The organism is Sporosarcina sp. FSL W7-1283, assembly GCF_038003105.1.
In the GTDB taxonomy this organism is placed as follows: domain Bacteria; phylum Bacillota; class Bacilli; order Bacillales_A; family Planococcaceae; genus Sporosarcina; species Sporosarcina newyorkensis.
In genome coordinates this window covers 2,284,111-2,297,896 of sequence record NZ_JBBOOL010000001.1, presented here as the reverse complement: position 1 = coordinate 2,297,896, position 13,786 = coordinate 2,284,111, and the positions used below count along the sequence as shown (strand labels likewise).

The following is a 13,786-nucleotide window of genomic DNA, read 5'->3' as shown; positions in this document are numbered from 1 at the left end:
TTAGCTCACCTTGTTATTAGGTGGGCTTAATTAATTCCACAAATAGTTTATTATTTCTCAACCAGTTGGCAGGGGGCTCTTTAATCTCTCAAATGACTGGCAAATATGAATCATAGACTGGATGAGAATAAAAGGGCGGTCTGGGACCGATTTGAGGAACTTCCACTTGCAAAAACTGATTTCCATAGATTAAAACAGATGTCTGCTCAGAGTACGGGAGCAGCAAGTAATGCACATAAGGAGAAAAGTAAGATTCCATAAAGTGTGCCTCCTAAATTTTACTTTACAATACACTATATTCTTCTAGTTTCAAGTATGTGAAGTATAACAAACTGTTTTTAAACATAAAGTAGCCTGATTAGCATGAAGTCAGGAGGAGAAAGAATTGACACATGATCATTCAGGGAGCGAAGACTATCCTCTTTATCCGAATTACGGGAAAATAACCCGTTATGAAGAAGTGGCACTGACGGTACCTGAGCAAAGACAATACCATCAGCCGGGAAGGGAAGCATTAATGGTGCCGCGGCCTATCATCGAAAACCCAAATTATTTGGGAAGTGGCAAGTTGAAAGGAAAAACAGCACTTATTACAGGAGGTGACAGCGGTATAGGAGCTGCGACTGCCATTGCTTTTGCAAAGGAGGGAGCCGACGTAGCCATTGCCTATCTACATGAGCATGAGGATGCCAAACGGACTAAAGACAGAATTGAAGAACTTGGCCAGCGCTGCCTTCTGTTGCCCGGTGATCTGCGCCATAAAAAGCAATGTGTGGAGATCGTCGAAAAAACGGTCAATACATTCGGTTCACTTCATATCCTTTGTAACCATGTCGGCATTCAGTTCCAGCAATTGAGCATTGTAGATATTAGCGATGACCAATTTGATGAGACGTTTAAACTAAATGTTTATTCCCATTTTTATACTACACGAGCCGCGATGAACTATTTAAAAAAGGGTAGTTCCATTATTAATACAGCTTCCGTTGTTGCTTTTGAAGGCAATGAGCAATTAATGGATTATACAGCAACAAAAGCGGCAATTGTGGGTTTGACACGGGCATTGGCTAGAAATTTGGTCAGCAAAGGAATCCGTGTCAACGCTATTGCACCAGGTAGAATTTGGACTCCATTGATTCCTGCAAGCTTTTCAGCAGACCAAGTAGTTTTGGCGGGTAACCCGATGGATCGGCAAGGGCAGCCATTTGAAGTAGCACCGACTTTTGTTTACCTTGCCTCTGATGATTCTCGCTTCGTAACCGGGCAAGTATTGCATGTAAACGGTGGTCAAGTGTTCGCTTGAAGATTTTATAAGCGTGAAGTTATTTTCGGCAATTATGGCACAATGTTTCAAAAAGTTCTTTGTATTCTTAGACTAAAACGGTGTAAATAATATTAAGAAATATGGGAAAGCTAATTTGGAAGGAAAAGCGAAGGAAGGAGGATGGAAAATGGATAAAAACTTTCCCAAGCCGAATGATCCAGCTGATAACAAGGAAAGATTGAACAAAACAATCAGCAATATGGAAGCCGCGAAGGAAGCAATGCACTTCGCAGAAGGTGAAGAACGTGCCAAAATCAAAGAAAAAAATGACCGTAGGGAAGAAAGCATTAAAGACTTAAAGAGTGAAATACATGAAGAAGACAAATCGCGAATTAATGGATATATTTAAAGATAACTGGGCAACGAACTTACTCTATGTTGCCCAGTTATCTTTGTTTATACTCTCGCCGGCGCCTCTACATTTTTATACACATTTACGATAAATAGAAGAATAGAGAAAGCTAAAGCGATACCTCCGCCCCAAACACAAATTTGTATGAGCATCAATGGGGCACCGATAGCTGGCTGGATGATCAACATACCTAGCAATAAGATCGGCAATCCGATGTTATAGAGCCAAAATTGTGCTTTTCCTAACGCACTGTTTCCGGCTTTCGGATATACTGAATAAATAATACCGATTGCAGCAGTCGTCAACCACCCAACAACATTTATATGTGCGTGTGTTGCCCCCCACTGAAGTTCGATTGTCGCGTGCATATAAAGTCCAAAACCTACTCCGATTAAAAAATAAATAACAGCCGCTTTAATCCATTTCGCTCCCATGTTTATTCACCTCCTTTCAATCTTGGAGAATTTAGATATGTGCTACCATTCACTTCATAACTATTCTTTATAATAAACATGTTGATTTTTCGTCATTTCTGTTAAGTTTGTTCTATTATATGCAAGATAGGTTGAGAATAGGTACAGGGTTCCCCTCATGGAAAAGAGCCAATCACAAGGTAATTGGCTCTTTTCCATGAGGTTTTTGTATTGCATTTTCGCAGTGGAAAATACTTTTTATGTAAAATAGTCAAGTGAAACGGTTTATAATATATAGTTTTTCACAATAATTTCACAATCCAATTTTCCTTTAATTTGTATTAACTTCTAACATTTTAATGAGTTGCAAATATATAAAAATATATATAAGAACCTTTTGTGACAACGATTGTTATCTATTGTTTTTCATTTATGAAAGGCATAATATAGATTTCACAAAAGTGCTATTTTACTTTAAATGTAATAAATATTAGCTTTTATTGATATTTAAATATAGTTAATGGAATATGAGCGCTTTAAATACAGAAGGAAGAGGGGAGCCCCATTGAAGAAAAAGTGGTTATTAATTTCGAGTTTTCTACTCATGATTTTATCCGGTTGTGATAACCCGTTGCTTATATTCGACCCAAAAGGTCCACAGGCTCAAACGATATCGGATACAATTCTCTTTTCTATCCTAATGATGGCGGGAATTTTATTCGTTGTGTATGTTCTCTTTGCTTTTATGTTAGTGAAGTATCGATCGTCTAAATTGGCTGCTGATTATGAGCCGCCGCATGAAGAAGGAAGCAAATGGTTGGAAATAACGTGGATCTCCATTCCGATCATCATAGTAGTGATTTTATCTGTCGTCACTGTACGCTCTACGGTAGACGTGGAAAATACACCAAAAGCATATGCAAATGAAAAACCACTCATTGTCTATGCCTCTTCATCCAACTGGAAATGGCATTTCAGTTATCCTGAAGAAGGCATTGAAACAGTGAATTACGTTAATATTCCCGAAGATCGTCCGATTGAATTCAAACTTTATTCATACGGTCCGATCACAAGCTTTTGGATTCCTCAGTTGGCAGGCCAAAAATATGCAATGAGTGATATGGTGACGACGATTCATTTGGCTGCTGATACGCCAGGATCGTATATAGGAAAAAACTCCAACTTTAGCGGGAAAGACTTTGCACATATGGAGTTTGAAGCACAAGTCCTGACTGCAAAACAGTATGACGAATGGGTGCAGGATGTGAAAGAAACAGCGCCTATGTTAACAGAAGCAGAGTTCAATCACTTGCTTGAGCCTGGTATTTTGGGCCGTAAAACTTATAGGTCTACGCATTTAGGATTCATTCCGGCCCCTGAAGGTGAGCATGCAGGCCATCAACACGAGAAAAATGCGGACATGGACATGGGAACGATGCATGAAAATGATTCAACTATACACGGTGAACATCAGAATAACTAGTTTCAACCCAAACCTCGAAAGGAGTTTACATCTATGAAATGGGATGAATTTTTTGTCACCGGTGAACCGATGATTTACGCGGCGATGGTCAGTATTGTGCTTGTCTCCATCGCGATTCCGGCTGGTCTTACATATTTTAAAAAGTGGGGATATCTTTGGCGTGAATGGCTGACCACGGTTGACCATAAAAAGATTGGTGTCATGTATATTATTGCCGCTTTACTCATGTTGTTCCGCGGAGGAGTCGATGCACTTTTAATGAGAGCGCAAACGGCTGTACCAAATAATGGTTTGCTTGACGGACAGCATTACAATGAAATTTTCACAACTCACGGGATTATCATGATTCTCTTCATGGCAATGCCTTTCATTATTGGTTTAATGAATGTGGTCGTTCCGCTTCAAATTGGAGCACGGGACGTAGCATTCCCGCGTTTAAACGCAGTCAGCTTCTGGCTCTTTTTCTTCGGAGCGATGCTGTTGAATATTTCCTTTGTCATCGGAGGATCGCCTGATGCAGGTTGGTCTGCATATTTCCCGCTTGCCAGTTTGGAGTTCAGCCCGACTGTCGGAAATAACTACTACTCCCTTGCATTGCAGATTGCAGGAATCGGGACGCTTATGACGGGGATCAATTTCCTCGTGACGATACTTAAAATGCGGGCACCTGGTATGAAATTAATGAAAATGCCGATGTTTACATGGTCCATTTTGATAACAAGTGTCATTATTATTTTCGCTTTCCCTGTATTGACAGTAGCACTTGCGTTAATGATGCTCGACCGCCAATTCGGCACGCAGTTCTTTGCGATGCAAAACGGCGGAATGGACATGCTCTGGGCGAACTTGTTCTGGGTATGGGGTCATCCGGAAGTATACATTGTTATCTTGCCGGCATTCGGTATTTACAGCGAGATCATTGCTACGTTTGCCCGGAAAAACTTGTATGGCTATAAATCAATGGTCTATAGTATGGTCGTCATTTCCTTGCTGTCATTCCTAGTATGGGTCCACCATTTCTATACAATGGGGCATGGTGTCATGGTCAACAGTGTTTTCTCCATTACAACAATGGCCATTTCAGTACCGACTGGTGTGAAAATATTTAACTGGCTCTTTACTTTGCGGCGAGGGAAAATAAGTTTTACGACCCCGATGCTCTATGCACTCGCGTTCATTCCGATTTTTACAATCGGAGGGGTAACAGGCGTCATGTTAGCGATGGCGAGTGCCGACTATCAATATCACAATACAATGTTCTTGGTTGCGCACTTCCACTACGTATTGATTCCGGGTACTGTATTTGGCGTCATCGCCGGCTTCCATTATTGGTTCCCGAAAGTGTTCGGTTTTAAATTGAATGAAAGACTGGGGAAATGGGCGTTCTGGTTTATCGCGATTTCATTCAACATTACATTCTTCCCACTCTTTATCCTGGGATTGAATGGTATGACGCGTAGAATGTATACCTATTCTGAAAGCACAGGATACGGCCCGTTAAATATGCTCTCCATGGTTGGCGCTGTGGGCTTGACGATCGGTTTCATCCTGCTAGTCTACAATATTTATTGGAGTACACGTTATCAGCCGCGTGAAGTAACGGGAGACCCTTGGGATGCGCGCTCATTGGAGTGGAGTACACCAAGTCCTGTTCCAGAGTATAACTTTGCGAAGACACCGGTTGTCGATAAATTGGATGCTTTCTGGTTTGCGAAAAAAGAAGGCAAATCGTTGACTGAAGAAGGGGATTATGAACCGATTCATATGCCGAACAACAACGGTCAGCCGTTCATCATGGGCGTGGCATTTTTCTTCTTCGGTTTCTTCATGGTCTTCAGCTGGTGGCTTCCTGCGATTATTGCCGGAATGTTTATCTTAGGTACGATGGCATATCGAACATTTGAACAAGATCATGGACATTATGTTACTGTCGAAGAAATTGAACGGACAGAAAATGCATTGAGAGGTGAGAAAAAATGAAAATAGATCACTCGTTGCCATTGGAATATAGTACAGAGGAAAATAAGCTGAAAATACTTGGATTTTGGGTGTTTCTTGGCGCGGAAATCGTATTGTTCTCGACTCTTTTTGCTGTCTATTTTACATTGCAAAATAATATAGGGAATGGACCGGGCGGCAGTCATATTTTTGAACTCACGCCTGTGATGATCGAAACAATTGTATTGCTGTCGAGCAGTTTCACCATCGGTCTTGGCATTCACGCCATGAGATTAGGCAATAAAAAAGCGATGATGACCTTCTTTGGTATTACGTTATTTCTGGGCCTCGGATTCTTGGGCGTGGAAATTATGGAGTTTTTCACGTATGTACATGAAGGTGCGACAATGCAAACGAGTGCATTCCTTTCCGCGCTCTTTACATTGCTTGGAACCCATGGAGCTCACGTGACATTCGGCTTGCTGTGGGGCGGTGCGATTTTGTTGCAAGTGAAAAAACGTGGTTTTACACCGGAGACGGCAAATAAATCCTTTATTTTCTCCTTGTATTGGCACTTCCTAGACGTTGTCTGGATCTTTATTTTCAGTTTTGTCTATATGAAAGGGATGATGTAAGTTGAAAGAACTGTTTCCGGTACCGCATGTGATCGGTTTTGTTTCTTCATTGCTCCTTTCACTTATCGCACTCGTCGTCATTAAGTTTGATCTATCGTTTGGCATGGGTATGACCATATTGGGAGTGACAGCTATCATTCAAGCGTGCTTACAGTTGTTTCTTTTCATGCATGTCGGGGAGAATGAAAACAAAACTGCACTGTTGACCAATATTGGCTACGCATTATTTGTAGGACTGGTCACCATCTTCGGCACATTATTTGCGATGATGTGGGGCTATCAGATGTTATGAAAGAAAGGGCATCATGCGAATGCATGATGTCTTTTTTATGCTTACCGCATGTTGTAAGAGGGAAATGATATAGTAGATTAATTGAAAGGAATGAAGCGAATGAAAAAGCGAGTTTACGGTAGCCTATTGATTTTTCTGCTAGTAGTATTGAGTGCATGTTCTGCGGATCATGAACCAGTCAAAGAGTCTCAAATTGATGCAGAAACTTCAGCAGATCAGGGAGAAGTGAAGACAAAACCTGATGATAAAACGACTGGAGATAAAATAGAAGATAGAAAAGCGGAACCTTTGACGCAACAAGAAGTACTGAGCGCAATTGCAGATGAATTGCAAACAAATGTGGAGAAAATATTGCCAAATCATCTGCCTCTGGAAAAAGGACAGCATCTTACGGCGAAAACAGAATCCCGACAGAACGAATATTTCATCGACTTTTATTCAACCAAAGATCTGATTCCTATTAATAATGAAATACTAAAAGAAGAACGTCCAGATATCAAGAAAATAGCAAACCTCAAAGTCGAAATCTATTCATCTGAAAAAGAAGCCGATGAGACCATTGAGTTTGAAGACTATTCTAAAGTAGGGGGTCAGAAAGTAGACCTGGGATTTGAAATCACAGGCTATCAAGATGCAGGTGTCGGCAATTTATGGACGAGTTGGAATGAAGGCAGATGGGCGTTGGCTACGCATACTTCGATTCAGCAGCCTGAACAAGGAGTTGATTTAGCTAAACAAAGTGTTAAGTACTTAGAAGAACATACATTGCCGATACCAAAAATGTATGGGCTAATTCGCTTGGATGCTACAGGAGACAGTCATTATGCCATTTGGACAAAAGGAAGAGTGGTCGTTGAAGTTACTGAAGTATCGTCAGCGCAGAATTTATTGGAGACAATTGTGAGTTTTGAATGACTGTCTAGAGAGATTGCTTCATATAGATAAAAGGGAAATTTAGATGCAGAGCGAAAGAGTAGGATAAGGGAGGAATGACCATGAGTAGTGGAGCTGAACAAGTAAACACGAATGCCTTGCCAAAAGGGTATATTGAAACACCTGTTAAGACCATTTTCAAGAAGTTTGCTAATCAAAGAGATGTATCCTTAGTCTATGGAGAACCTATTGAACTGGGCTTGCAAAAAGTGGTTCCTGTAGCAAAAATCAAGTATGCAGTTGGTGGCGGTGGGGACGGAAACGGTGGAGAAGGTGGTGGAGGCTCTTTTAAAGTAAAACCGGTGGGGGTATACATCATCACACCGGATCAGGTGAAGTTTCAATCTACACTGGATGTAAAAAGACTTACTGCTTTGACAGTTGTAGTAGGCGGAGTTTTGGGGTTGTTATCTATTGTAAAGGGAAGATGAGAATCACTTTCTAGTTTCACTGAAAACGGCCGCATGTCGATTGTTTAATCGATATGCGGCCATTTTATTTAGCGCTTTCTAGACGGTAATGCTTAATATAGAGGGCATAACTGTAGTTAAATATTTTGGCGGTGAAGAAGGATATGTATCTATTAGGAAGTAAAATAACACCCTTCAAGTTACACATGCATAGTGTACGAATATAGAGCATTGATAATTAGAGGAGGTTTACCATATGATTTTTCCTCCCCCACCGGAGAATCAACAATTGGTCTCCCGTAGTCTTTATTGTGAGGAGACTCAGCAACTGCAGGAAGGAATAGCGGAAAATCAAGTGAAAACACAAGCACTTGAAAAGAAAATCGAAATAATGAAAGAACAAAATCGAGATCTAAGAAAACAGTTACAAAATCAGCGCACCAGTATGCTTCATAAGCAGAAAAAAATGCTGAAGCATGTAGAGAGTTTGGTTGAAAAACAAGACGATCGAGATCAATTGCTGTTGAACGAAAAACTGCGAATAAATCAAGAAGTCCAAAGGTTGGGAGCCACCGCTCATGACCAACAAATGAAAATTCATGATGTTGAAAATCAATTGGCAGAAGCAGCTGTAATGCAAAATCAAAGGGAAGAATATCAACGTCAGCAGTTCAAGGAATTGGGGAATGAACTAGCCATACTACAAGATGTGAAAAGACGTGTGGACCAAAATGGAAAACTTATGCAAGAAGTCGGAAATGAAGTTAGCCAACAGAAACTTCATTTACATGGAATTGATCAGAAGTTTACGGCATTACAGGAGGAAACTGAAGACCTTCATGAAATTGTGCGTACACATGAAAGTAAAATCAATGCACTGGCAACAGGGTTTAGAGAGTTAATGAGAAGGATGGAACAAAAGATGTTGGGCTGGGTTGTGAATCATAATCTCATCAGGAAGAAATGAATGAGTAGTTAGTAGGGATATACATTTGACGCAGGGCCTCGACCAAATTGGCTAGGGGCCCTTTATTGTCATGCACTAAACTATGCTAAACTAATATGAATATAGTTAGTAAATCATTCCAGACATTCTAGAGGTGTTTAAAATGAAGACAAAACCTATTTACGTAGAAATACCGATTCAAGTCCCTATTCAGCGAGTATGGGATGCATCTCAAGAGCCTGACTTGCATGCGCAATGGGATTTGCGTTTTTCTTCGATTAGCTATCTTCCTAAAAATGAAGAAGAGCCTCAATTTTTCACCTACACACGAAAGGCAGGTCCGTTTTTGACGGTGGAAGGTTGGGGGAAAAGCAGTGGTTCGCAGCAATTAAAGAACGGGTCACGAAGCTCGGCACTTCATTTCGGAACGGATCAGAAAGTATCGCCTATACGGGAAGGACGAGGTTATTGGAAGTACGAGCCGATAGAGAATGGGACTAGGTTTTTAACGCAGTATGATTATACTGCGAATTTTGGGGAAATCGGTCGCTTCTTTGATTTGTTTTTCAGACCGCTAATGGGGTATGCAACGGCTTTGAGTTTTGATGTGTTAAAGAGATGGTTGGAAAAAGGTGAAGCGCCGGCATCACAATACAGACGTTTTTTTACAACGCAACTCCTGACTGTATTCTTTGCTTTCTTATGGGTTTATCAAGGCTTGATGCCTAAACTGGTCGCGATGCATCCGCAGGAAAAATCCATGATCGCAAGCGGCTTGTCTTTATCAAGTGCCCAGGCGACATACGCAGTAATGGTTGTCGGGATAGTGGAAGTTTTATTTGGTTTATTTTGGTTGATCTATAAAGAGAAGCGACATCTTTTTATAATGCAGATCGTCTTCTTTCCTCTTCTAACAATTGCCGCCCTGATCGCTTCTCCTGAAACTGCGATCCAACCGTTTAATCCGGTAACTTTCAATCTGTCCTTGATGATGTTGACTGGGATTGGATTGCTAATGAGCAAAGACATTCCAACTGCTACATCTTGTAAAAGGAAGAAATGAGGTGATGAAGATGACCATATATCAAAAGGTTTTACAGGCAGATTTTTTGCGTCTTCATCCTGAACTTCAAAAAAGATATGATTTTGAAAAAGGTTCTGTCTTTAGAGCTTCAGGAAGAATGGACTCTATACAAGGTGGACCCAGATGGCTTTATCCACTATTTAAATTAGGCGTGAGATGGAAATTGCTTTTTCCCGAGCGAGGACAAGATATCCCCTTCACAATCATTAATTCATCTTTTGTCAATTCAGAAGAAGAACAGCAAATACATTGGGAACGCAAGTTTTTCTTTCCGAAGAAAATACGCTATTTCAATGCGTTGATGAGTTTAGATGAAAAACGAATGGTTGTGAAAGATTATTTGGGAGAGCCGCATTTACTTTACTCGGACTTGCAATTCACTGTCTCGGATGAAGGAGCATTGGAGATCAATTCAATGGATCAGCGGCTAGTGCTTGGCAAAATAGAAATCCCATTGCCTCGATTTTTTCAGGGGTTGGCGACAATTGTGGAAACATATGATGATCAATCTGAAGTCTTTCGAATTTCTGTTGTTGTAAAGAACCCTTTAATAGGAAATGTGTTCTCATATGAAGGAGAGTTTACAGTCGATGCCTAATTTCATTTTGGTTCATGTGCTGTTATTCTTTCTCACTGCTGTTTTTAATGTAAATCCTTGGCCATATATCTTGCTGTCCGTTGCGCAACTTGTCTATATTCCGATTATGCTGTGGCTTCTATGTAAGGAACGCGATTGGTTTTTCCGAGTCTATCCGTATTTTGCGGTACCGGCTTATGCGGCGGTTGTAATTGAACAAATTACTTCGTCTGACTGGGATATTTTGTTGGCGGCGATCTACCTTTTGTTTACGCTATACATTGCGCTTTATGGGATATTCCGATTTCTTCATCGAGGGTTTACGAACCTGGAAGAGTTTGCGATCGATATAGGATTGATTTACTTGGCGATGGGTGGAGTTTGGTATTTTGCTTTTATTGCCGGAATTGATTTAGGTTTCAGTCCGTTGCTGACTTGGTTGACGGCCATTCATTTCCATTACTCGGCGTTCCTTTTACCGGTTTTTTCAGGATTGATAGGGCGTCTTCATACTTCGCGTTTGTATAGAAGTTCTACTGCTGCATTAGTCGTTGCACCGATAGTTGTGGCGATCGGCATTACGTTTTCGCGATGGATTGAAGTCGGTTCAGTTCTTTTATATATCTATGGCTTGGCTGGAATCATTTTGATTGCCTGGAAGTTACCTTTTTCGAATTCACTGCAAAAATGGCTAATTCGGATTTCATTTACTGCACTCGCTGTGACAATTTCATTTTCCGTACTCTATGTACTTAGCAATGGATTTGGGCTGTTTTCTGTCACGATCGACTTTATGCTTCGTTTTCATGGTGTTTTGAACTGCGTCTTCTTTGCTTTACTAGGTATCTGTGGTTGGTCTTTTGCTATTCCGGCAACGCGTTTCCAACCGCATTCTTTTCCCATTAGTCAGATCCGTGGAAGGCAGTTTGCAGAGAAAATCGGGGATGTCGGGAGATACCGCGGTCTTTCTGATGATTTAAGCGTTTATAAATTAGAGTCAGTGAATCTCTCTGCACATATTATTGACTTTTATGAAAATACAACGGATTACAGACTCAGAGCTTCCGTCAATTGGCATGCTTGGTTCAAGCCATTTGCATTTCTGTATTCATTCATCAGTAAGCGAACACAGCAAATAAATTTGCCTTTTAGCAATAAAGAAGTTGAGATGACTGGAAGTATTTATACTCTGTATGACGGGTTGGATGGAAGAGAAAATGTTCGTGCGTGGGAACGGAAAGTCGGCAATGAAACAATATTCACGGCTCTTTATTCGCAACATCAAACGAATGGTCGGATGTATATGAATATCGCGCTGCCTTTGCCTTTTACAACAATGACGGGCATACTGGAGTTGTGTTCAGCAGGAGAAGACTTGCGGTTGACGAGCAATCGGTCCGAACCATCTTCAGATGCAGGTGTGTATGTATCGATAGGCAGTGAGGGGTTATTCAAGTTGCCTTTGCAAGAAGACTTTTTAATTCAAGATGTGGGGAATGGGTATTTAAAAGCAACGCATACTATGAGGATTTTTGCGCTGCCATTCCTGACGATTGAATATTCGATTAATCGATGTTAAGTAGGAAAAAAGCGACAGTTTTTAGCAGCTGTCGCTTTTTTGCTTTTATTCATCCATTGGAGGACCAATCAAAATCGAAGGCTGGATATTGGCAGTCGCCGCTATCCATTGATTTTCATCCAGACCATACGTATAGGCGAAAACGTCAGCTGGCGTTGCTGTTAGAATGTCTGAACCTAAAATCACTTCGGGTGTATCGGTATTAAAGATTCCTTGTAAGTGGGTATCATCAGTATTTGCGATTTGATAATGCCACCAACCTTGAGGAATATTGACCACCTGTCCTGGGGTGATCTGATAATGTTGAAATTTTTTCGTGTTAGGATTCATTAATGAAATGGTGGCGGAACCGGATACGCAATAGGTCAGTTCGGATGCATTGGGATGGTAATGGGGCTCGATAATACTGTTTTTGCTAAGGAAGATATCGAGCATCGAAATATCGTTTAGTGTATTCAATTGCTGAATGCTAAGAATATTAATGAAGTTTTGTTCGTCTTTCTTGAAGAATGTACTTTTATTAACATTTGCAGCGTACTGATCGTGATTTGAAATCAGTAAAATCAACCTTTCCTCTATACTATTGACCATATCTTTTTACTGTATGCTTCTCAACAGAGGAAATTGCGTTAAACTATGATTGACTTCAATTTACTGTCTTCTCAATATCCCTAACCGCACCATTCAAGTGTTTTTCACTCATCAGCTCACTGACAGTGCCGAGCCTATATCCTTGCTCTTTAATCTGCATAATCATATCCTCTAAACCTTCTGCAACAGGCGATGTAGGGTGCATCAATACCATGGAGCCGTTTTCGACATGGGATACTACTCTGTTCACCATCACCGTTGTTGCTGGTTTTTTCCAATCCACCGTGTCTACTGTCCATAAAACCGTATGCATTCCAAGCTGATCGGCGACCTCGACAGTTTGCTGATTGAAACTTCCGCTTGGCGGTCCAAACCATTTTGGCGGATCAATTCCCAATGTTTTCGAAATGATTTCATTCGTTTTCCTTAACTCTTCGACCGTTTCCGCTTCGGATTTCTGCTGCAAATCTGGATGACTGTATGCATGGTTTCCGATTTCATGACCTTCCTCGAAAATTAATTTCGCTATATCCGCGTTTTTGCTTACCCAGCTCCCGTCAAAGAAAAAAGATACCTTTATTTGATGTTTTTTCAATGCGTCCAAAATGTCTGGAATATATTCATTGCCCCAGGCAACATTAATTATAAAAGCTATCATTGGTTTTTCGGGATTACCTCTGAATATGGGTTGTGGAGGATTCAAATCTTCCAAATGAACGCTAGGAGAAATTTCTTGGTAGATGACTTCCGAGGGATTCAATTTGCCACTGACTTTCATTTTTTCATAGCTGGCTTTTATATTCACTTCGAGACCATTGTATCCAGGGATTGCTTTCCAAACTCGATCTACTTTTGCATCAACTGCAGGTATCTTATGTTCTTTACTGAATGCTTCCAATTCCTTATAAAGCTCATCTTGGTTGAGCTTCGAAGCAGAAGCCTTACTATTTGGACGTGAATCGATGCCTAAATACTTCGTGGAAACACCCCAGCACAAGATTCCGATACATATGAGAAGAGAAAGTATGCTTAAGTTCTTCACTGTTTTCAACTCCTTTTTGTTACGTAAATGGTTTTACTAATAAGTATTTCCTAAACATAGGGAACTATGCTTTTGATAAATGAACTGTAAAGTATTAGAAGTGTGACAATTTGAATTCAGGGTATTTCATTACATAATAAGCGATTTGCGTGCTCCTAGATTAGGAAAGCAAATTTTTTAATAGGTA

The 13,786-nt window shown here is 40.6% G+C and carries 16 protein-coding genes; 12 read left to right on the top strand and 4 right to left on the bottom strand.

Going from position 1 to position 13,786, the window contains the following annotated elements:
* Positions 1 to 88: 88 nt before the first annotated feature.
* Entirely contained in the window at positions 89 to 259 is a 171-nt protein-coding gene (locus tag MKY93_RS11295; protein ID WP_340759103.1) for a hypothetical protein, read from the bottom strand.
* 126 nt (positions 260 to 385) lie between these two features.
* Here MKY93_RS11295 and MKY93_RS11290 point away from each other — a divergent pair, with 126 nt between their 5' ends.
* The gene (locus MKY93_RS11290; RefSeq protein WP_009497772.1) at positions 386 to 1,303 is read left to right on the top strand and encodes an SDR family oxidoreductase; all 918 of its coding nucleotides are present in this window, start codon (positions 386 to 388) and stop codon (positions 1,301 to 1,303) included.
* Positions 1,304 to 1,451: 148 nt separating this feature from the next.
* A complete protein-coding gene (locus MKY93_RS11285; protein ID WP_078816973.1) occupies positions 1,452 to 1,673 on the top strand; it encodes a small, acid-soluble spore protein tlp in 222 nt (73 codons plus the stop codon).
* A gap of 47 nt (positions 1,674 to 1,720) precedes the next feature.
* Here the strand turns inward: MKY93_RS11285 and MKY93_RS11280 are convergent, their stop codons facing one another.
* Positions 1,721 to 2,110 (bottom strand): hypothetical protein, encoded by a 390-nt coding sequence (locus tag MKY93_RS11280; RefSeq protein ID WP_078816972.1) that lies wholly within the window; start codon positions 2,108 to 2,110, stop codon positions 1,721 to 1,723.
* Between the two features lie 544 nt (positions 2,111 to 2,654).
* Here MKY93_RS11280 and qoxA point away from each other — a divergent pair.
* From qoxA to MKY93_RS11230, 10 genes are all read left to right on the top strand, one after another.
* Positions 2,655 to 3,572: a cytochrome aa3 quinol oxidase subunit II gene (qoxA, locus tag MKY93_RS11275; RefSeq protein ID WP_078816971.1), complete on the top strand. Its 918-nt coding sequence runs from the start codon at positions 2,655 to 2,657 to the stop codon at positions 3,570 to 3,572.
* 33 nt (positions 3,573 to 3,605) lie between these two features.
* Positions 3,606 to 5,552, top strand: coding sequence for a cytochrome aa3 quinol oxidase subunit I (gene qoxB / locus MKY93_RS11270; RefSeq protein WP_009497767.1), 1,947 nt, complete (start codon positions 3,606 to 3,608; stop codon positions 5,550 to 5,552).
* Positions 5,549 to 6,145: a cytochrome aa3 quinol oxidase subunit III gene (qoxC, locus tag MKY93_RS11265; protein WP_078816970.1), complete on the top strand. Its 597-nt coding sequence runs from the start codon at positions 5,549 to 5,551 to the stop codon at positions 6,143 to 6,145. The genes qoxB and qoxC overlap by 4 nt, the downstream gene beginning before the upstream one ends.
* 1 nt (position 6,146) lies before the next feature.
* Positions 6,147 to 6,437, top strand: coding sequence for a cytochrome aa3 quinol oxidase subunit IV (gene qoxD / locus MKY93_RS11260; RefSeq protein ID WP_009497765.1), 291 nt, complete (start codon positions 6,147 to 6,149; stop codon positions 6,435 to 6,437).
* Positions 6,438 to 6,536: 99 nt separating this feature from the next.
* Positions 6,537 to 7,352 carry a hypothetical protein gene (locus MKY93_RS11255; protein WP_078816969.1) on the top strand — a complete coding sequence of 272 codons (816 nt, stop codon included), beginning with the start codon at positions 6,537 to 6,539 and terminating at the stop codon, positions 7,350 to 7,352.
* An 80-nt stretch (positions 7,353 to 7,432) separates the two neighbouring features.
* A complete protein-coding gene (locus MKY93_RS11250; RefSeq protein ID WP_078816968.1) occupies positions 7,433 to 7,801 on the top strand; it encodes a hypothetical protein in 369 nt (122 codons plus the stop codon).
* Positions 7,802 to 8,036: 235 nt separating this feature from the next.
* Entirely contained in the window at positions 8,037 to 8,747 is a 711-nt protein-coding gene (locus MKY93_RS11245; protein ID WP_078816967.1) for a hypothetical protein, read from the top strand.
* A 142-nt stretch (positions 8,748 to 8,889) separates the two neighbouring features.
* On the top strand, positions 8,890 to 9,789 hold the full coding sequence (locus MKY93_RS11240) for a DoxX-like family protein (RefSeq protein WP_340759102.1): 900 nt from the start codon (positions 8,890 to 8,892) through the stop codon (positions 9,787 to 9,789).
* Between the two features lie 10 nt (positions 9,790 to 9,799).
* Positions 9,800 to 10,408 (top strand): DUF4166 domain-containing protein, encoded by a 609-nt coding sequence (locus tag MKY93_RS11235; RefSeq protein ID WP_340759101.1) that lies wholly within the window; start codon positions 9,800 to 9,802, stop codon positions 10,406 to 10,408.
* Positions 10,401 to 11,966, top strand: a complete 1,566-nt coding sequence (locus MKY93_RS11230; protein ID WP_340759100.1) for a YndJ family protein — start codon at positions 10,401 to 10,403, stop codon at positions 11,964 to 11,966. Before MKY93_RS11235 ends, MKY93_RS11230 begins: the two co-directional genes overlap by 8 nt.
* 45 nt (positions 11,967 to 12,011) lie before the next feature.
* On the opposite strand, the gene MKY93_RS11225 is transcribed toward MKY93_RS11230, so the two are convergent.
* On the bottom strand, positions 12,012 to 12,533 hold the full coding sequence (locus MKY93_RS11225; protein WP_340759099.1) for a cupin domain-containing protein: 522 nt from the start codon (positions 12,531 to 12,533) through the stop codon (positions 12,012 to 12,014).
* Between the two features lie 79 nt (positions 12,534 to 12,612).
* On the bottom strand, positions 12,613 to 13,599 hold the full coding sequence (locus MKY93_RS11220; RefSeq protein WP_340759098.1) for a polysaccharide deacetylase family protein: 987 nt from the start codon (positions 13,597 to 13,599) through the stop codon (positions 12,613 to 12,615).
* Positions 13,600 to 13,786: the final 187 nt, after the last annotated feature.